Origin of the sequence: Acinetobacter sp. WC-141 (assembly GCF_000313935.1) — a bacterium.
In the GTDB taxonomy this organism is placed as follows: Bacteria; Pseudomonadota; Gammaproteobacteria; order Pseudomonadales; family Moraxellaceae; genus Acinetobacter.
The window spans coordinates 58,308-78,710 of record NZ_AMSS01000052.1 but is presented as its reverse complement, the minus strand read 5'-3'; the positions used below and the strand labels follow the sequence as shown (position 1 = coordinate 78,710).

At 39.7% G+C, this 20,403-nt stretch carries 17 protein-coding genes; 9 read left to right on the top strand and 8 right to left on the bottom strand.

The annotated features are described in order from the left end of the window. The first annotated feature begins 15 nt into the window (after positions 1-15). The 6 genes from ACINWC141_RS10970 (at position 16) to ACINWC141_RS10945 (ending at position 6,628) form a co-directional block, all read left to right on the top strand. Positions 16-777 carry an SDR family oxidoreductase gene (locus ACINWC141_RS10970; RefSeq protein ID WP_009391122.1) on the top strand — a complete coding sequence of 254 codons (762 nt, stop codon included), beginning with the start codon at positions 16-18 and terminating at the stop codon, positions 775-777. A gap of 61 nt (positions 778-838) precedes the next feature. After that, positions 839-2,362, top strand: coding sequence for a 3-hydroxyacyl-CoA dehydrogenase (locus ACINWC141_RS10965; protein ID WP_009391120.1), 1,524 nt, complete (start codon positions 839-841; stop codon positions 2,360-2,362). A 14-nt stretch (positions 2,363-2,376) separates the two neighbouring features. Then, positions 2,377-3,582, top strand: coding sequence for a 3-oxoadipyl-CoA thiolase (locus ACINWC141_RS10960; protein ID WP_009390969.1), 1,206 nt, complete (start codon positions 2,377-2,379; stop codon positions 3,580-3,582). Positions 3,583-3,693: 111 nt separating this feature from the next. Continuing rightward, positions 3,694-4,536 (top strand): IclR family transcriptional regulator, encoded by an 843-nt coding sequence (locus ACINWC141_RS10955; RefSeq protein WP_009391028.1) that lies wholly within the window; start codon positions 3,694-3,696, stop codon positions 4,534-4,536. A 64-nt stretch (positions 4,537-4,600) separates the two neighbouring features. Beyond that, the gene (locus tag ACINWC141_RS10950; protein WP_081400111.1) at positions 4,601-5,773 is read left to right on the top strand and encodes an MFS transporter; all 1,173 of its coding nucleotides are present in this window, start codon (positions 4,601-4,603) and stop codon (positions 5,771-5,773) included. Between the two features lie 261 nt (positions 5,774-6,034). Next, complete coding sequence (locus ACINWC141_RS10945) at positions 6,035-6,628, top strand: RDD family protein (RefSeq protein WP_009391132.1); 594 nt, start codon at positions 6,035-6,037, stop codon at positions 6,626-6,628. A gap of 122 nt (positions 6,629-6,750) precedes the next feature. On the opposite strand, the gene ACINWC141_RS10940 is transcribed toward ACINWC141_RS10945, so the two are convergent. Then, positions 6,751-7,722 carry an NAD(P)H-dependent flavin oxidoreductase gene (locus tag ACINWC141_RS10940; protein ID WP_009391063.1) on the bottom strand — a complete coding sequence of 324 codons (972 nt, stop codon included), beginning with the start codon at positions 7,720-7,722 and terminating at the stop codon, positions 6,751-6,753. Between the two features lie 288 nt (positions 7,723-8,010). Here ACINWC141_RS10940 and ACINWC141_RS10935 point away from each other — a divergent pair, with 288 nt between their 5' ends. After that, positions 8,011-8,820 (top strand): enoyl-CoA hydratase, encoded by an 810-nt coding sequence (locus tag ACINWC141_RS10935; RefSeq protein ID WP_009390991.1) that lies wholly within the window; start codon positions 8,011-8,013, stop codon positions 8,818-8,820. 69 nt (positions 8,821-8,889) lie between these two features. On the opposite strand, the gene ACINWC141_RS10930 is transcribed toward ACINWC141_RS10935, so the two are convergent. Together ACINWC141_RS10930 and ACINWC141_RS10925 are read right to left on the bottom strand one after the other, a co-directional pair. After that, the gene (locus ACINWC141_RS10930; RefSeq protein ID WP_034678384.1) at positions 8,890-9,735 is read right to left on the bottom strand and encodes an IclR family transcriptional regulator; all 846 of its coding nucleotides are present in this window, start codon (positions 9,733-9,735) and stop codon (positions 8,890-8,892) included. Positions 9,736-9,921: 186 nt separating this feature from the next. Further along, on the bottom strand, positions 9,922-11,139 hold the full coding sequence (locus tag ACINWC141_RS10925) for a CaiB/BaiF CoA transferase family protein (RefSeq protein ID WP_009391126.1): 1,218 nt from the start codon (positions 11,137-11,139) through the stop codon (positions 9,922-9,924). A 331-nt stretch (positions 11,140-11,470) separates the two neighbouring features. Here ACINWC141_RS10925 and ACINWC141_RS10920 point away from each other — a divergent pair, with 331 nt between their 5' ends. Both ACINWC141_RS10920 and ACINWC141_RS10915 read left to right on the top strand, forming a co-directional pair. Continuing rightward, positions 11,471-12,622 (top strand): acyl-CoA dehydrogenase family protein, encoded by a 1,152-nt coding sequence (locus ACINWC141_RS10920; RefSeq protein WP_009391050.1) that lies wholly within the window; start codon positions 11,471-11,473, stop codon positions 12,620-12,622. 61 nt (positions 12,623-12,683) lie between these two features. Continuing rightward, on the top strand, positions 12,684-13,934 hold the full coding sequence (locus ACINWC141_RS10915; RefSeq protein ID WP_009391056.1) for an MFS transporter: 1,251 nt from the start codon (positions 12,684-12,686) through the stop codon (positions 13,932-13,934). A gap of 225 nt (positions 13,935-14,159) precedes the next feature. Here ACINWC141_RS10915 and phnX read toward each other — a convergent pair whose 3' ends face one another. The 5 genes from phnX to ACINWC141_RS10890 form a co-directional block, all read right to left on the bottom strand. Beyond that, a complete protein-coding gene (gene phnX / locus ACINWC141_RS10910; protein ID WP_009391129.1) occupies positions 14,160-14,975 on the bottom strand; it encodes a phosphonoacetaldehyde hydrolase in 816 nt (271 codons plus the stop codon). A gap of 36 nt (positions 14,976-15,011) precedes the next feature. Further along, the gene (gene phnW, locus ACINWC141_RS10905; RefSeq protein ID WP_009391018.1) at positions 15,012-16,199 is read right to left on the bottom strand and encodes a 2-aminoethylphosphonate--pyruvate transaminase; all 1,188 of its coding nucleotides are present in this window, start codon (positions 16,197-16,199) and stop codon (positions 15,012-15,014) included. 26 nt (positions 16,200-16,225) lie between these two features. Next, positions 16,226-17,380 (bottom strand): TIGR03364 family FAD-dependent oxidoreductase, encoded by a 1,155-nt coding sequence (locus ACINWC141_RS10900; protein WP_009391039.1) that lies wholly within the window; start codon positions 17,378-17,380, stop codon positions 16,226-16,228. A gap of 105 nt (positions 17,381-17,485) precedes the next feature. Further along, positions 17,486-19,195 (bottom strand): putative 2-aminoethylphosphonate ABC transporter permease subunit, encoded by a 1,710-nt coding sequence (locus tag ACINWC141_RS10895; protein ID WP_009391068.1) that lies wholly within the window; start codon positions 19,193-19,195, stop codon positions 17,486-17,488. Further along, complete coding sequence (locus tag ACINWC141_RS10890; protein WP_009391131.1) at positions 19,189-20,391, bottom strand: ABC transporter ATP-binding protein; 1,203 nt, start codon at positions 20,389-20,391, stop codon at positions 19,189-19,191. The genes ACINWC141_RS10895 and ACINWC141_RS10890 overlap by 7 nt, the downstream gene beginning before the upstream one ends. Positions 20,392-20,403 lie beyond the last annotated feature (12 nt).

Below are 20,403 nucleotides of genomic sequence, written 5' to 3'. Positions count from 1 at the left end.
AACAAAGGAATGAACATGACCAGAAAAGTATTGATTAGTGCAGGTGGTTCAGGGATTGGACGATGCATTGCCGAAGCATTTTTAAACAATAACGATGAAGTTTTCGTTTGTGATATTAGTGCTAAAAGTTTAGAACAGTTTCAGAAAGACTATCCAAAGCTGCATATCTACACATGTGATTTGGCTAATCATGAGCAAATTAAGCTGATGTTTAGCCAAGCAACTCAGAAACTTGGCGGTATTGATATTTTAGTCAATAACACAGGCATTTCAGGCCCGACCATTGCCGCAGATGAGCTAAGTTTTGAAGACTGGAATACGGTGATTAATTTAAACCTGAATAGCACTTTTTTAATTACCCAGTTAGCCATTCCCTATTTAAAGCAAGCACAGGCAGGCGTGATTATTAATATGTCGTCTATTGCCGGACGCTTAGGCTATCCATACCGATTAGCCTATTCCACCTCAAAATGGGGGCTGATCGGTTTTACCAAAACGCTGTCTATGGAACTCGGTGCCAACAATATTCGGGTTAACGCTATTCTTCCGGGTGCGGTAGATGGTGATCGGGTTCAACGCGTATTACAGGCCCGTGCCGATGTAGCGCATACCTCACTTGAAGAAGTGACTCAAAACGCACTGAAAAATCAGTCGCTCAAATATTTTGTCAATCCAAAGCATATTGCAGATTTATGTCTATTTTTAGCATCAGATAGTGGCCGCTCAATTTCAGGGCAAATCTTACCCATTGATGGTGATAAACAATGCTTAAGCTAAATCACCCAACCCTATTTTTCCGTTTAATTTCAAATATAGATTAATCATCAGGATGATCGACATGACTTATGATATTAAAAGCATGGCTGTGATTGGTGTAGGTGTTATGGGCAGTGGTATTGCTCAAATTGCTGCACAGTCAGGTCATACCACTTATTTATATGATGCCAAAGCAGGTGCAGCAGAACAGGCTAAAGAAAAACTGGCTGCTACATTTCAAAAGTTAGTCGACAAAAATAAAATTACACTTGAGCAAGCAGCAGCGGCAAATAACCATTTAATCGTTGCTCATCAAATTGAAGATTTAAAAAATTGTGACCTGATTGTAGAAGCAATTGTTGAACGTTTGGACGTTAAACAAAGTTTGATGCAACAGCTTGAAGACGTCGTTTCGGACAATACCATTTTAGCCTCAAACACTTCTTCTCTTTCTATTACAGCGATTGCTGCAAACTGCAAAAAGCCTGAGCGTGTTGTGGGTTATCACTTTTTTAACCCAGTTCCACTCATGAAAGTGGTCGAGGTGATTCGTGGTTTAAAAACTGACCCACTTATTATTGATGCCCTAAATGATCTATCTCGCGCATTTGGTCATCGCCCTGTTGTAGCGAAGGACACCCCTGGATTTATTATTAATCATGCGGGTCGGGCTTATGGAACCGAAGCGCTCAAAATTTTAAATGAAAACGTTTGTGACATTAGTGAAATTGATCGAATTTTACGTGACGGCGTTGGTTTTAGAATGGGTCCTTTTGAATTACTCGATTTAACTGGTCTTGATGTTTCTCATCCAGTTATGGAATCTATTTATCACCAGTACTATGAAGAAGCCCGCTACAAACCAAACCCACTGACCAAGCAAATGCTAGATGCCAAGCAACTTGGACGTAAGGTTAATCAAGGTTTTTATAACTATGAAACCGGTTCAAAAACAGGTGAACAACCTGCCAAGTTTGTAGAGCGTTTAGCGCAATATCCAAAAGTTTGGATTGCGGCAGATTTCCCTCAAGATAAAAAACAGCTCGAAGATTATTTAACTCAGCAAAATATTGCCTTAGACACTCATACTGAACCACAAACAGATAGCTTATGTTTACTCGCTTGTTATGGTGAAGATACAACTCAAGCGGCTACTCGCCTTGGGGTTAATCCAGAACAAGCTGTTGCTATAGACATGCTTTATGGCATTGCAAAGCATCGAACCTTAATGCCTTCACTTATTACCAAACCTGAATACCGACAAGCCGCTCACTCTATTTTTAATCTAGATGGAAATCTGGTGAGCATGATTAATGAAAGTATTGGCTTTGTTGCACAGCGCGTTTTAGCAATGGTGATTAATTTAGGCTGTGATATTGCCCAGCAAAATGTTGCCACTGTAGATGATATTAATGCCGCAGTACGTCTGGGCTTAGGTTATCCATTTGGTCCAATTGAATGGGGTGATCAAGTCAGCAGCGAAAAAATCTTACTCATTCTGAACCGTATAACAGCGCTTACGCATGACCCACGTTACCGCCCTAGCCCTTGGTTACAGCGCCGTGTCGCACTTCATTTACCTCTTACTTTTACTCACGAGTCTTGAAAAGGAATTTCTCAATGTTAAATGCATATATCTATGATGGTTTACGTAGTCCATTTGGCCGTCATGCAGGTGAACTTGCCTCAATTCGCCCTGATGATTTAGCAGCAACTGTCATTCAAAAACTACTAGAAAAAACTGGTGTTCCGGGTGCTGATATTGAAGATGTGATCTTAGGTGATACCAATCAAGCAGGTGAAGATAGTCGTAATGTGGCACGCAACGCGCTGTTACTTGCGGGTTTACCCGTCACTGTGCCGGGCCAGACAGTAAACCGCCTATGTGCTAGTGGTTTAGGTGCAGTAATTGACTCAGCACGTGCTATTACTTGTGGTGAAGGTGAACTTTATATCGCAGGTGGTGTAGAAAGTATGTCACGTGCTCCCTTTGTTATGGGTAAAGCCGAAAGCGCTTATAGCCGTGATGCAAAAATTTATGACACCACGATTGGCTCTCGTTTTCCAAATAAAAAAATTATTGCTCAGTACGGCGGCCATTCAATGCCTGAAACAGGTGATAACGTCGCAGCCGATTTTGGTATTAGCCGTGAGCAAGCAGACTTATTTGCAGCTCAATCACAAGCCAAATATCAGAAAGCCAAAGAAGAAGGTTTCTTTGCCGATGAAATTACCCCAATTGAGGTTTTTCAAGGCAAAAAATTGCCACCTAAACTCGTTTCAGAAGATGAACACCCTCGCCCAAGTTCAACTGTTGAAGCACTCACAAAGTTAAAACCACTATTTGAAGGTGGCGTGGTCACCGCCGGTAATGCCTCAGGTATTAATGATGGTGCAGCAGCCCTCTTGATTGGTTCAGAAGCAGCAGGTCAAAAATATGGCCTAAAACCAATGGCAAAAATCTTGTCAGCTGCGGCGGCTGGTATTGAACCACGCATTATGGGCGCAGGCCCGATTGAAGCCATTAAAAAAGCCGTTGCTCGTGCTGGGCTTACTTTAGATGACATGGATATTATTGAAATTAATGAAGCCTTTGCTTCACAGGTTTTATCTTGTTTAAAAGGCTTAAATGTTGATTTTAATGACCTACGTGTGAACCCAAACGGTGGTGCAATTGCCGTTGGTCATCCACTTGGTGCCTCTGGTGCTCGTCTTGCGTTAACAGTAGCTCGCGAGTTAATTCGCCGTAAGAAGAAATATGCCGTGGTGAGTCTCTGTATTGGTGTAGGTCAAGGTCTTGCGATGGTGATTGAAAACGTTTCATAACCATTGAACCAGATATCCATTCATCACAACAGCGCAGTGATGAATGGATTTATTTTGCATAGCGAAATATAATGGCAAAACTATTTTGCTTTAATTATATTTGAGGATCGAATGTCTCAAAACACGGAAACTGAAAAACCAATAAATTTTGATGAGATACGTTTAGATCCTATTTCGCATATACATCGGGAAAACAACCCGCAGTTTATTGCTTCTTTAGCGCGCGGTTTAGAACTTTTAAGATGCTTTTCTGCAAATAATCAAGTGCTTGGTAACCAAGAATTAGCAAAAATGACGGGTTTACCTAAACCGACCATTGCACGTATTACCAATACCCTTGTGTCATTAGGCTATTTAAAACAATTGCCTAACTCGACCAAATACACATTAGACATTGGTGTTTTATCTTTAGGATATGCAGCATTATCTAACATCTCAATCCGTAATATTGCTCATCAATATATGGAAGAGTTGAGTCAGTATGTTCAAGCGCCTGTGGCGATGGCAACACGTGACCGATTAAATATGGTGTATATCGATGTTGTGCAAATTGAAACTGCATTAAATATGCGTCGCCCAATTGGTTCAACGTTGCCACTGCATAGTAGTTCAATGGGACGAGCTTGCTTAGCTGCTACTCCTGAACGTGAGCGCAACTTTCTACTCGATGCACTGAAACAAAAGAACCCAGAAAACTGGCCAGCCATAAAACGCTCTTTAGAACGAGCTTTCCGTGATTACCAAGATTATGGATATTGTTTGTCTTTAGGCGAGTGGCATAAAGAAGTGAACTCAGTGGCTGTGCCTTTGGTCAGCTCCAAACATGGTCTTTATGTTTTTAACTGTGGTGCGCCAAGTTTTCATTTAAATCCGGAAAAACTCGAAGGTGAAATTGGACCACGTTTAATTCACATGGTGCACAATATTCAAGATGCTTTGAATGAAACGCACTAACAACCTTCTTTAAAACAGTCATGGTTGTGTTGATTAAAGTTCCACTTTCATTGTGACTATAGGCATGATGAAAAACGCACTCTATACCCCAACCATTATTTTAATGGCAGTTGCAGCAGGCATTTGTACGGGCGGAAATTATTTTAGCCAGCCGCTCATTCATTCAATTAGTCTAAGCCTAAATTTAACTGAAACCACTACAGCATGGGTGCCTACTTTAGCGCAGATCACCTATGCGTGTGGCTTACTCTTTTTAATGCCCTTAGGGGACATAATAGAAAAACGCAAGCTGCTCTTTATCTTTATGTTATTGGCTTCAAGCGGATTAATTATTAGCGGTTTTTCGCACAATATTTATCTTTTACTACTCGGCACCGTCATTACTGGTCTATTTTCAAGTTCAGCTCAACTGTTATTACCGCTTGCTGCAAGTTTGGTTCCGATTCAACAAAGCGGCCGTGTTGTTGGCTTTTTACTGAGTGGGCTGATGATGGGTGTTTTACTTGCCCGCTCCCTTTCAGGGCTGATGTCTACGCTTTTCGCTTGGAATATTATCTATCTGGTCAGTGGTTTTCTATTACTTGTTATTGCCTTTATTTTGCATCGTAATATCGGGTTATTTCCACCGACTAAATCTGAAAACTATGCGAAAACCATTCGCTCTCTTCCGCAGATTTTTATTCAAAATCGGCGTTTAAGAACCAGAACTTATATTGGTGGTTTTACATTTGCTTGTGTAAGTTTAACCTTTACCACCATGTCGTTGCTTCTGGCTCCAGCGCCCTATTTTTTTAGTGACTTTACCATTGGCCTTTTCGGTTTTGTTGGCGTGTTAGGAACGTTCGTTGCTAATTTTTCAGGCAAATTTATTGATCAGGGCTATATTCACAAAATTTCGATTTTTTGCGGCATTGGGCTTATTGTAAGTTGGATTCTTTTTTCACTTTTACCCTACCATTTCGCTTTTTACATTATTGCTTTACTTATTCTCTACGCTTCTCTTTCTGCGGTACATGTCACCAATCAGAGTATTGTATTTAAACTTAATCAAGAATTACGCTCACGGTTTAATGCGATTTATATGACAGGTTACTTTGCGGGTGGAGCTTTAGGCACAACGGCGGGAAGCTACGCTTGGAAACACTTCGGATGGACAGGTGTCTGTATTTTAGGTTTAATTTTTGCCGTTTTATGTCTTTATTATTGTGTGAGTGATGCAAAAAATCAGCACAATTAAAACTTGTGCTGATCTTATATAAAGTATGCTAATAGTTAATTAGAGGAGCTAGATTAAGTCCTATAAAAGCCCTAATAAACGTCCACGAATAATATCTTCTGCCTCTTTGACAATACGGCTGAATAAACTTAATATTCACTTTTTAAAAGAGTAAAATTTTCTTATTTTAGTATTTATAATCAACAAAAAAATAATAAAATATTGCTTAGACTAATTATTTAACATACCATTATTAATATTAAACTTTTAACAATTAAGTATATGTTCAACAAGAAAAAAATATATTTCTTACCAATCAAAATAGATAATGAAACAGTCTACGCTGGTTTTTGGAAGCGTCTTAGTGCTGCTATTATTGATATGCTAGTGATGATTCCTTTTATGGTAATAACTCATTTTACTCAGAGTATATCTATAATCAGCTCAATGATAACTTTAGTTATTATGGCTATACTGGGTATCACTTATACAATTTACTTTCACTATCGTTTTGGTGCAACGATAGGAAAAATGGTTGTTGGAATAAAAATTACACGTCCTGATGGTAGTAAAATAAGTCTTACACAAGCTGTATTAAGATCTTCAGTTGATATTGGCTTTTGTACTATTATGGTTATATCCCAATTAATCGCATTAAACTATGCTGATCCTGCAATATACCTAAATGCAGGGCCAATTGATCGAGCAAAATATATTCTAATTTTATATCCTGATTGGTATAGTGTTGTTAGCTCAGCGAGTGAATTATGGACTTGGAGTGAGTTTATCGTTTTACTTTTTAATAAGAGAAAAAGAGCTATTCATGACTTTATTGCTGGAACTATTGTAATTAAAAAACAATATTCAAAAAACTAATATAATAGAATATTCCATGTAATAGCTTAAATTTAATCAGTTATTAAATTTAAGCTATTACATTACTTACTATAAAGAAATCTTGCTCTATTATTAAGATTAATATAGATAATAATCTTACTTTATAACACCCCTAATAAACGCCCACGAATAATATCTTCTGCCTCTTTGACAATTCGGCTGACCAGTTCATCACATGTCGGAATATCATGAATCAAACTTGCGACTAATCCACATGACCATGCGCCCGCATTGACATCACCATCAATCATTACTTTTGGATAAACACCAGCAACTTCTTCAATAATATCTTCAAATTTAATGTTATCGCCGAGTGCTTTTTCTTTTGCCACGATTTTTTCTACAGCAGCATTATTCATGACACGTTCTGTGTTTCGTAAAGCACGCATAATTAAACGCGTATCTCGTTCGGTTGCATTCAAAATCGCCTGTTTTACATTTGCATGTACGGGAGCTTCCTGAGTCGCAATGAAGCGCGTTCCCATATTAATTCCATCTGCTCCCATCGCTAAAGCAGCAGCGAGGGATCGTCCATTTGCCATGCCACCTGAGGCAACAAACGGAATTTCCAGTGCATCGGCAGCTAAAGGCAATAAAATCATGTTTGGTACGTCATCTTCCCCAGGGTGGCCACCACACTCAAATCCATCTACAGAAACCGCATCGCACCCAATTTGCTGTGCTTTTAAGCTATGTCGAACCGAAGTACATTTGTGAATTACTTTAATACCAGCAGCTTTTAAATATGGCATGACTTGTTCAGGATTACGCCCTGCTGTTTCAACCACCTTTACGCCACCTTTAATGATTGCTTCTACGAAACCCGGATAATCAGGTGTATTTACTGTCGGTAAGAAAGTTAAATTTACACCAAAAGGTTTATCCGTCATTTCTCGGCAACGGGCAATTTCTTTTGCTAAGTTTTCAGGAGTTCGCTGAGTCAGACCCGTAATAATGCCTAACCCACCCGCGTTAGAAACCGCAGCCGCAAGCTCTGCAAAACCAACATAATGCATTCCGCCTTGAATAATCGGATGTTCAATTTCAAATAATTCTGTAATTTTGGTCTTCATATTATTTCTACTCACTGTTTTATAGCTAGCTTCTCATTTCCTTAGCAAGGCTAGATACTTATTTATTCATAAATCCTGTAAACATTTTTAAACTTCCATAAGCCTAAAATTTCACAATACAAAACTATATACCATAATATAAAACAAAATAATTGATAACGGAATTATTTTTAGATAGCATCACATTATTGAATTTAAAGTCTTAGCCAGAAATTTGCATGAAAATATTTGGTTTAAATCAACAATAAAGCAAATATTTTTCAAATAGTTAATTAAAAGGAATGAATGATGCAACAGGATGATAAGAGTCAAAATAAATTGATAACAGGCACAATTCAACAGCATTTAGATAAACATATATTAACGCTAACGATGAGCAATCCTGCCAAGAAGAATGCAATTAACTATGAAATGTATGCGACTCTAAGTCTGGCATTAGATGAGGCTGCAACCAATCAAGACGTTCATGTGGTTGTGCTCACAGGTGAAGGCTCTGCATTTACCAGTGGCAATGATGTCAACGCTTTCGAAACACGCGATACAACAAGTACTGAGCCGCCCTCTTCGATTGTTTTCTTAAAAAGTTTAGCAACGTTTCCAAAACCAATTATTGCCAAAGTAAATGGCGTGGCGATTGGTATTGGCAGTACCATGCTTCTACATTGTGACCTTGTATATGCAAGTCAAAACTCTATTTTTCAGTTTCCCTTTGTGAATTTGGGGCTTGTTCCCGAAGCTGGCTCAAGTTACATCCTGCCAAGACTATTAGGTTTCGCTCGGGCTTCAGAAATTATTTTACTCGGCGAGAAATTTTCGGCAGACCAAGCAAAAAACTATGGCTTAGTGAATGAAATATTTGAAGCAACAGAGCTTGATGAGGTGGTTGAAGTCGTGGCAACCAAATTAGCCCATAAACCAAGCCAAGCATTACAGCTCAGCAAAAAGTTATTAAGAGACATGCCAATTGATGATCTATTAAACCGTATTGATCATGAATCGACTATTTTCTCGCATTGTTTACAAAGCCCTGAATTTAAAGAAGCTCTAAGCGCTTTCCAAGAAAAAAGAAAACCGAACTTTCACAAGCAAGCGCCCTAAAAATACACCTCATAAAAAAGCCAACTTTGAAAATCAAAGTTGGCTTTTTTATGAGTGGATTCGATACGTTTAACTAATCTCGGTACGAATATTATTCACCATATGCGAAAGACGTGGTGCAATATCTTCTTCGAGTTTTTCACGGTTCATAATAAAACTTGGCCCGCCACAGTTGAACACTAATAAACCATGTTGTTCATGAATCAGTGGAACAGCAACCGAGTTCACATCTTTATGCCATTCACCGATTGAAAAACAATATCCAAAATCTTGATAGTCTTTAAATGCTTTGTCTAGATCACGGTTAATTTTAATCCAGTCTTCTTTATGCTTGCTACGAATGGCATCAAGCAAAAACTCTCGTTCATCTTCAGGCATTGCGGCCAAACAAGCACGTCCCATTGAACTTAAATGAATCGGTAAATAGGTTCCGACTTGACGGCGCATGGTCATATTGCCTTTACCTTGCACCACATCAAGGTAAATCATGTTCAGTCGATCGCGTGTTGCCATTGCAACAGCAGCGCCAGCATAGTCTGCTAAATTTTTCATATATGGATGAGCAATAGAGCGAATCGATACGTTAGACAGCATCGAATAACCAAACGCAAGAACACCCACTGAAAGCTGGAATTTGCTTGAGTTAGGCACTTGTTTGATATAACCCAAACGCGACAAGGTATGTGTAAGACGAGTAATGGTTGGTTTTGGCAAACCTGTCATTTGAGCAAGTTCTTGGTTACCCAAATGCTGATGCTTAGGCGTAAAACAACGTAATAGCTCTAAACCACGTGCTAATGCAGTAATAAATTGGCGATCATTTTCATCCTGCATGTCTTCAATCGGATGTAATAATTCATGTCTTAAAGGCGCTAATAATTTTTCTGTCTGTTCTGCATCTACTGCATCATTCATTGTCATACCAATCCACATTTTGTTTCGCACTGCGAAAATTATAATCTATTTTTTCTATAAATAGCAAAAGAGCAAACATCTAAGTCTGCATCAAAAAGATAACTTCATTTAACTCATTAAAGCGGAAGAGTAAATATTTTATTTTCTGATTTTAAATATAATTTTAACCTTCCGCTTTTAAGCCACTTACCCAATTACACCCTTGTCTTTGAGTTCGGCTAGCTTTTCTGAAGAAATCACTCGACCTAAAACCACTTGAGTATGTTCACCTAACAATGGCGGTGCGGTTTTGTACTCAACAGGTGTTCTAGAGAGTTTGATTGGAGAACCAATTACCTTCAATTTTTCACGTTGAGAATGGTTCATCTCGACCAACATTTCTCTGGCAATCACTTGTGGTTCTTGAAAAGCTTGTTCTAAATTATTAATCACACCTACCGGAACTTTAGCTGCATAAATCGCATCTACCCATTCATCGGCTGTTTTAGTTAAAAAGTGTGTTTGTAAAATTCCGATAATTTCATCACGATGCTTGATTCGGTCTGCATTTCGGGCAAAACGCGCATCATTGGGTAAATCGGGTAACCCAATACTTCGACAGAGTTGAATAAACTGAGTGTCATTTCCACACGCAATAATAAAATCACGATCAGAAGCTTTAAACACTTGATAAGGCACAATATTGGCATGTGCATTACCATAACGTTTAGGGATATTACCCGATGAAAGATAGTTCATTCCCTGATTTGCCATGGTGGCAATTTGAACATCAAGCAAGGCCATATCAATGTATTGACCTAGACCCGTCACATGACGGTTGAGTAAAGCCGCCTGTATGGCAATGGTAGAATAAAGTCCTGTGGCTAAATCGGAAAATGCGACACCTACTTTTTGTGGTCCGCCGCCTGGCAAATCATCGCGTTCACCCGTGACCGACATGAGGCCGCCCATGCCTTGAATAATAAAGTCATAACCCGGCTCTTCTGCTCTTGGACCATTTTGACCAAAACCTGTAATCGAGCAATACACCAGTTTAGGGTTAATGGCAGATAAAGACTCGTAGTCCAAACCGTATTTTTTCAAAGAACCCGCTTTATAGTTTTCAATGACAACATCGGTGTCTTGAATGAGAGCTTTAATCAATTCTTGGCCATCTGGGCTGGCAATATCAATGGCTACCGATAATTTATTGCGGTTAGTGGACTGATAATAAGCCGCTTCTTGAGTGTCCTGACCTGAGTCATCTTTCATCCAAGGTGGTCCCCAAGAACGAGTATCATCACCTACTTTCGGTCTTTCAATTTTGATTACTTCTGCACCCAAATCGGCAAGAATCTGTCCACACCAAGGTCCAGCCAATACCCGACTTAAGTCAAGCACCCGAATTCCATTTAAAGCACCCATCTTCATCCCACTATATTTTGTGACTCATTTCCTATAGGAAAACTTATCCATTTAAAATTTCGCACAGCGATATATATTTTTAATATACACAGCTATTTTTAAAAATCAAACGTTAATTTTTCACTGGAAATAATGATTTTTCATTAAAAAATATAGCTTAAGTAAATCAATAAATTAGCCAATCACATATCAATAACCACATACCGCAATGCGAAATTAATTTTCAAAATATATTGTTTTACGCTCATTCATTGATTACTATCGCTTCAAATATTGGTGATTTTACGAACATCACATTGATGTTTTTAGTATGTAGTAAAAGGACGAGACTATGATTCGTAATCAGGAAACCTTAGATCAACTTGTTGATATGATTCGACAATTTGTTGAAGGTGTATTAATTCCTCATGAGAATGAAGTCGCTGAAACGGATGAAATTCCTCAAAATATCGTTGAACAGATGAAAGCTTTGGGCCTATTTGGTCTAACCATTCCTGAAGAATACGAAGGTCTTGGACTGACGATGGAAGAAGAGGTCTATGTCGCTTTTGAATTAGGTCGCACCTCTCCTGCTTTTCGCTCTCTTATTGGGACCAATAATGGCATTGGCTCAAGTGGCCTGATTATTGATGGGACCGAAGCACAAAAATCATTTTTCTTGCCACGTTTAGCACGTGGTGAAGTGATCAGTTCTTTTTGCTTAACCGAACCGGACGCAGGTTCTGATGCTGCCTCTTTAAAAACCAGCGCTGTTAAAGATGGTGACTTTTATATTTTAAATGGTACCAAACGCTTTATTACCAATGCCCCGCATGCGGGCGTATTTACGGTTATGGCACGCACAAACTCTGATATTAAAGGTGCTGATGGTATTTCTGCTTTTATTGTTGATAGCCAAACTCCGGGTATTTCTCTTGGCAAACGCGATAAAAAGATGGGGCAAAAAGGCGCACATACCTGTGACGTCATTTTTGAAAATTGTCGTATTCCTGCCTCCGCACTCATTGGTGGTGTTGAAGGTGTTGGTTTTAAAACTGCTATGAAAGTGCTAGATAAAGGTCGCTTGCATATTGCTGCTTTGAGCGTCGGCGCAGCAACACGAATGCTAGACGACTCTTTAAATTACGCCATCGAACGTAAGCAATTTGGTCAACCCATTGCCGAATTTCAACTCATCCAAGCCATGCTTGCTGACTCAAAAGCCGAAATTTATGCCGCTAAATGTATGGTCTTAGACGCTGCACGCCTACGCGATGCAGGACAGAACGTTAGCACTGAAGCCTCATGCGCAAAAATGTTTGCGACCGAAATGTGTGGCCGTGTTGCTGATCGCTGCGTACAGATTCACGGCGGTGCGGGCTATATCAGTGAATATGCCATTGAACGTTTTTATCGAGATGTACGTTTATTCCGCCTCTATGAAGGCACCACCCAAATTCAACAAGTGATTATTGCCCGAAATATGATTCGCGATGCGTCTTAATCAAATTTAAAGCACTTTAAAACGACTTGAAGTGCTTTCAATCAAATGTAGGTAATGGATTATGGCTACAAATTACAAAGAAGGTCTTTCTCGTATACAGCCTCATACGTGGAAAATAGCATTTATTTTTGCATTTCTGGCACTTCTGGTTGATGGTGCAGATTTGATGATGCTGTCTTATAGCTTAAATAGTATTAAGGCAGATTTTGGTTTAAGTTCAGTACAAGCCGGTATGCTCGGTAGTTTTACTTTGGCTGGTATGGCCATTGGCGGAATTTTTGGAGGATGGGCGTGCGACAAATTTGGCCGCGTGCGCATTGTTGTTATTTCTATTCTCATTTTTTCACTGTTAACTTGCGGGCTTGGCTTTACCCAAAGTTTTCTTCAGTTTGGTATTTTAAGATTTTTTGCATCACTGGGTTTAGGCTCACTTTATATTGCCTGTAACACCCTCATGGCTGAATATGTACCGACTCGTTTTCGCACCACCGTTCTTGGAACCTTACAAGCTGGCTGGACCGTAGGCTATATTGTTGCAACTTTACTTGCAGGCTGGATTATTCCTGATCATGGCTGGCGCATGCTGTTTTATGTTGCGATTATCCCAGTCATTATTGCTGTTCTCATGCATATTCTTGTGCCAGAACCTTTAGCTTGGCAACAGTCTCGCCTACAGCAACCTAGTCTTACTCAAAATAATGAAAAAACGTCAGCATTTAAGCTTATTTTTCAAGATAAACGAAACCGCAATATGTTTATTTTATGGGCGTTAACGGCAGGCTTTTTACAGTTTGGCTACTATGGTGTAAATAACTGGATGCCGTCATACCTTGAAAGTGAACTCGGTATGAAATTTAAGGAAATGACGGCCTATATGGTGGGCACCTATACCGCCATGATTTTAGGTAAAGTCCTTGCAGGCATGATGGCCGATAAATTAGGGCGCCGTTTTACCTATGCCTTTGGTGCTATTGGCACTGCTATTTTCCTACCACTCATCGTTTTTTATAACTCACCAAGCAACATTCTATATTTACTGGTGACCTTTGGCTTCTTATACGGTATTCCTTATGGCGTAAACGCAACTTATATGACTGAAAGTTTTGCGACAGCCATCCGTGGTACAGCGATTGGCGGTGCTTACAATGTGGGTCGTTTAGGCGCTGCTTTGGCACCTGCAACGATTGGCTTCTTAGCATCAGGCGGTTCTATTGGTTTAGGTTTTTTGGTCATGGGGTTTGCATACTTGATTTGCGGCGTGATACCGGCCCTATTTATTAAAGAAAAATTATATGACCCACAAAAGTCGTAAAGAATTCCATCACAAAACATCACATAGGTCATATGCCTATATGCGGTGATGGTTCTAACGATCTAAACATGTGTTCTAGATTGTTAGAAAGAAATAAGGAGCGACCTCACAAGGCTGCTCCTTATTTCCAAATATGTAGAGTTTATCTACTCTTCATTTTAATTTTTTAGGTAAGCTTAGTTCCCAAGGGAGCTAAGCTTAAAAAATATTTGCCGAGATATTTGTTTAAGGTCGTTCGCCCTGCCCTAAACGACGTTCAATATCATCTAGTACATTTGGTAAATCAGCGACACTATCAATCACATAGTGAGCACCCGATGCATTCATTTTTTGGTAAGCCTTATCTTTTAGAATGATCTGCTCATCAGCCGATAATGCATTCCACTCGTCAAAGCTTAAACCGACTTCGTTACCGCTAACTGCAAGACCCACCGTCCAGCATCCAGCATTTAAACCTTCATCAATACCCACCACAGTATCATCCACTTTCACAACAGTTTTAATGTCGGATACGTCGAGTTGAATTAGGTTTTTCCATAACATTTCAGGATATGGACGACCAAATTTCACGTCGCTGGCAGTCACAATACAGTCTGGTCGGTAGCCTTGATCGGCAGCATCTTTAACCAAACGACCAATCATCATTGATGCATAACCTGTGTTACTACCAATTTTTGCACCACGCTTTTTAATATTTTCAAAAGTCGCCAATGCACCCGGAATTAAAGCCGAACATGTTGGAATCGATTTTAATTGATAAGGAATAAAGTCTTTATATAAACGGTCAATATCTGCTTCAGTTACCGCCTGACCATATACGTCCTGCCATGCAGCTGCTACACGCGGCATTTTTAAAACAGCAGCAATATGGTCACGTTTTTCTAAACCCATCGGAGCACGAGCTTCTTCAACCGTAATTTCAACTTTATTGTCTTTAAATAACGCCATAAAAGCCAAAATTGGTGCACGTGAACCAAAATCTACAGTTGTGCCAGCCCAGTCAAAAACAACAGCTTGAATTTGTGTATTGTTGGTCGTCATGATGTATTCCCTTTAATTCAAATATTTTAATAAAAGTTATACTGTTACAGCTTGATTTAGATAGCTTTCGCAGTAATTGGTAATGGCAGCAAGAAGCCCTTCAATGTCATGAACATAAACTTCGCCAATATTGCCAATTCGAAAACAGTTAAGGTCAGTGACTTTGCCCGGATAAATCACATAGCCTGATTTTTTTAGCGTTTCATAAAATGATTGGAAGCTAAATGTTTCAACTGTCGGGTAAAGAAATGTCGTGATAATTGGTGATTGGGGTGCTTGATTGCCTAATACCAATTCAAAACCAAGCTGCTGCATACCTTGCGATAAGGTTTGTTGGTTCTGTAGATAACGTTGATAACGTGCAACAACTCCGCCTTCTGCCTCAAGCTCAAGCAATGCTTGATAAAATGCACGTACCACATGGGTTGGAGAGGTAAAACGCCATTTACCGTTATGTTGCTCCATCGTGTTCCACTGGTCATACAAATCGAGGCTGACCGAACGTGCCAAACCTTTACATGCTTCTAGGCAGTCACGCTTCGCCAAAATAAAACCAAAGCCCGGAACACCTTGAATACATTTATTTGCACTTGAAATCAGAAAATCAATTTCAAGCTCAGCGATATCCATTGGCACACCGCCAAATGAACTCATGGCATCTACAATCCAGATTTTTCCTGCTGCTTTAACTAAACGGCCTATCTCTTGAATCGAATTTAAAATACCTGTGGTGGTTTCACAGTGCACACAAGCAACGTGGCTAATGGTTTTATCTTCTAAAACGCGTTCAATTTCTTGTAAATCGGGTGTCTGAGTTTCTAAATAATTCAGCTCGATCACTTCAATATTTAAGCAACGCGCCATTTGCACCATGCGTGCACCATATGCGCCGTTATTGATAATCAAGATTTTGCCATCGCGTGGAATAGCTGAACCAAGCACAGACTCCACAGCGAAACTGCCACTGCCTTGCATTAACACAGCGGTATATTTTTCAGGTTGACTGGTTGCTAAGTTGACTAGACGAGAGCGAATATCTTGTACCAGCGAATTATATTCTTGGTCCCACGTACACCAGTCTTTTTGCATGGCACGGCGGACCGTAGCAGAAGTTGATAATGGACCTGGAGTTAGTAGCAAATACTTGTTCTCTAAATCCATATCGAGTTGGGGTTGCATGTTCATAAGGTTGCTCATTTCTTTCGCGTTAATTTCAATATACATCAATCTGGTTTAAACCAGATGACAAACTAGTAAATATTTTGTTCTAATACTTCTTTCATAAACCCAGCCCCTGTGGTCATGCCTTTGCCAGCAATCGCACTCACCAGAAAGATGTTTTTCTCAGCTTGAGTAACACAGGCCAACTCATGTTCATGAGTCAGGTAATAACCATTCCAGCGTTTTTGAATTGGAGGTAAAGTCAGCCCTAAGTTTTCGTGACAGTAAGCTTGGATAAACTCATTAATATCTTCACGCTGCTCGAACTGTGGCGCTTCATTAATCGAATGATATTCGTGGCTATCGCCCACAATCAGTTCGCCAAATTCGTTTTGTTTAATCAGAATATGGATACCGAATTCTTTAATGAATCCCTGTTGTGATGCTTTAACTAGCTCATGATGACTTGGGCAAATTTCAAAGGCTGGATAACGTGAAATAGATAAGCCTGAGTAAAGAGAAGCATTTAATTTTTGTTGAAATGGTTGAGTCAGCGCCATTTGTAGGCCACAACGTTTCAGGTTCAAGCTTTGTAAAAGATCGGGATATAAAACATCGATGATTTCACCGTAACAAATCAAAACTTTATTTGCCCGATAAGTCGCGCCATTTGCTAAGCGAACTTGACAACTTTCCTGTTGATATTGGGTTTGAACAACACAGGCATTAGTATAAATCTCTATGCCTTTTCTTTCGGCATATGCCAATAGTCGCTGCCCAATCACATGCGGTTCGACCGAATAGTCTTCTTGAAAAACCAAACCGCCTTGAAACTTTTGCTGCGGGTTTAAATAAGAAAATTGGGTGACCAGCTCATCATGGCTTCGTAAATGAACTGGAATTTGGTAATTATTTGCACGCTCGGCAAACTCATTTAAAACCTGCCATTCAAGTGGCGTATTGGCGAGATAGACACCTTGTCTTTGCTCAAATGAAATATCGGTTTCAGCCTGAATACGCTGATAAAAAGAACGCGTTTCAAGTGCGTACTTTCGCCACTGTTGCTCTGGATGGGTTAATGTAGAGGTTCCAACCATGCCAAAATTACGGCGAGTTGCCCCCACAGGTTTAGCATTTTTCTCGAAGATACAGACTTTTAAGCCTTGCTCTTGCGCCTGTATGGCAGCGGACAAACCTAAAATACCGGCACCGACAACAATTAAATCAAACTGTACGTGATTCATAAGACTTCCAATTTGCGAAATTGAGGATGAATAAACCCTTACCTTGTTGAACAAAGCATTTCGTTTCAGTCGTTTAAATAAAAATTGTGTTTAGCTAAACATCACTTAGTGGGAGCTTTCGCGCCATTGTTGGCTTCTTGCCTTAATTTTTCGGGTAAATAACCAATGAATGAGTTTTACAACGCATGAGGTGGTTAAAATTAAAATGCTCATGGCAACAGCAGCAACCGTGTCTCCTGCATCATCCATATTTAGAACAGCTACCGCCGCTAAACTGGTGTCTGGTGAATAGAGGAAAATAGCAGCCGACACAGTGGTCATCGCGTTGACAAAAACATAGACCGACACATCACACAGCGCTGGAAAACACATAGGCAAGTACACTTTCCAAAAGGTTTTCCACTTCGATGTGCCTAGAGTTTGTGCTGCCTGATCGAGTTGTAGCGGAATCTGTTTAATGGCATTGGTTAAAGTCAGATGTGGCACGGTGTAATAATGCACGATGGTTGAAATCACCAAAATGGTCATGGTTCCATACAGAACATTTAGCGGATTACTCTGCTGGTTAAAAAACAAAATATAAGCAATACCCAAGACCAATCCTGGCACAGCGAGTGGCAGTAAAACCAAAGCTTGCACATAGTTTTTAATCAGTGGATGTGCTTTAAAACGTTCGGTTAATAGCGCCACCATAAAAATCAGTACTGTTCCAAAAACCGTACTAAAGAGTGCCATTCGAACCGAGTTAAAGTACGCGGACCAACCACCACCATCGACATATTCAAAACTGTAATGTGCCAAGGTCAAAGACAAATCATAAGGCCAAGACTGAATAAATGAAGCCAGCACAGCCGTAAAGATAATCAGTAAAATCGCACCTGAAACCAAACCACAAAATAGGCTCAAAACCATTTCAAGTTTTTTATTCGATGCAGAGACATAAGGTTTAGCCTGAAAAGCTTGAAAACGCGCATGGCGTTTGCTTTGTATACGATCAAAAATGAATACAAACACTGCTGGTAGCAATAATAAGATGGAAATGACCGCACCCATACTCATGTTTTGCTGACCAATAATCTGTTTATAGACATCAAGCGCCATCATGTTAAATGAACCGCCAATGACTTTTGGAATACCAAAATCAGTCAGTACATAGATAAAGGCCACCAGACTTGCGCTGATGAGTCCATACCGAATTGCAGGTAGCGTGACATGATAATGCGTCTTCCAGATATTTTTACCCAGCGACAAAGACGCCTCAATTAAACGCTGATCGACACTTCGAAAAGACACCATCATCAACATTAAAATTGCTGGAAATAGCCAAAAGCAGTAACTGATTAAAATACCGATTGGGCCATAAATTTGTATATCGCCCAGTAAAGGTTTAAACACACCTTGCTTACCAAATAAATAAACCAATGCCAAAGAAGGCAAAAGTGACGGTGCTAAAATCGGTAAGAAAGCGACCACTTTAAAGAAGCCTTTGCCTTTTATATTCACATTGGTGAGGGCAAAAGCATAAATACTGGCAAGAAATACTGTAATGACAGTAGCAGCACAAGCAATCCACACCGAGTTAAATACGGAGCTGAGTAAAGCTGGGCTTGCAAAATAATTATAAAAATTTTCAAGGCCAACAAATTTTTGATTTTCATCAAAAAAAGCTGTTTCAAACAGCATCATTAAAGGAGCAATAATCGCTAAAGTCAAAGCGATTGCGACCATAGCTAAAGCAATATTTGATCTTAATGAATATTCAGTTTTTCGACGCGGCTGTGTTTTTAAAACCGCTGAAGCAGCTTCATTTAACATAGTGCGTACCCTTGTTCATCAAAGACATGAATGAGTTGATTAGGCACTTTTATAAACATCAGTTCTTGCAAAGTTTTGAACTTGGTATTTTCAATTTCAATTTGCAAAAGGTGTTTTGCCTGCTCAATTCCATCGATATGAATAGCGCAAAACAAACGGCGTTTCGCACCTAAAAATTCAGTGCTTAATACTTTAACTGGTAAATACAACGACTCTTTATCACTCCCAAAATCATCAACCAACTCGACAGCTTCCGGTCTAAAACCCATGCTGTAGTTTTGCCCTGCTTTAAGTTTTTGCTGCTCCAAATTTAGAGGAATAAAACCCAAAACCTCGAGCTGATTCGGTACTGAACAAGTGGCGGTCAAAAAGTTCATGGTACCAATAAACTTGGCAACGAATTGGGTTTGTGGCTTGTAGTAAATATTATGCGGCGTATCAATCTGCTCAATAACGCCATGATTCATCACCACAACACGGTCAGAAATGCTTAATGCTTCTTCTTGATCGTGTGTGACCATAATGGTTGGCAAATTAAGCTGTGATTGAATCGAACGGATCTTTTGTCTCAGGTTCAGACGTACCTGAGCATCGAGAGCAGAAAGCGGTTCGTCTAGCAGTAAAATATCAGGTTTTGGTGCAATTGCACGAGCAAGCGCAACACGTTGCTGCTGCCCGCCAGACAATTGATTTGGATATTTTTTAGCAATATCGGGTAATTCAATCAGTTCTAATAACTGCTGAACCCTTTGGCTACGCTGTGCTTTATCCCACTTCTTTTTGTCTAAGCCAAAAGCAATATTTTCTTCGACATTTAAATTTGGAAATAACGCATAGTTCTGAAACACAATTCCACAGTGACGCTTTTCAGCACTGAGCAAGGTAATGTCTGTGCCCTTTTTTATGACTTTTCCATAATCAGGTTTTTCTAGACCCGCAATAATGCGTAGCAATGTGGTTTTACCGCACCCTGAAGGCCCCAAAAAGCTAACGAACTCGCCTGCTTTAAGGTCTAAATTAATATGACTTAGGGCCTGAAAGTGTTGGAACTTTTTTTGTATATCCACCACTTCTAAAACCGAAGGGCCATGTTCAGGATATTTATAGGTCGTTAATGTCGACAATAAATGCCCTGCTAACTCGCCCTTTTGGTTTTGACCCAGCAGCGATGATTGCAATGACGAAGGAATTTGCATAATAAGGCCTTA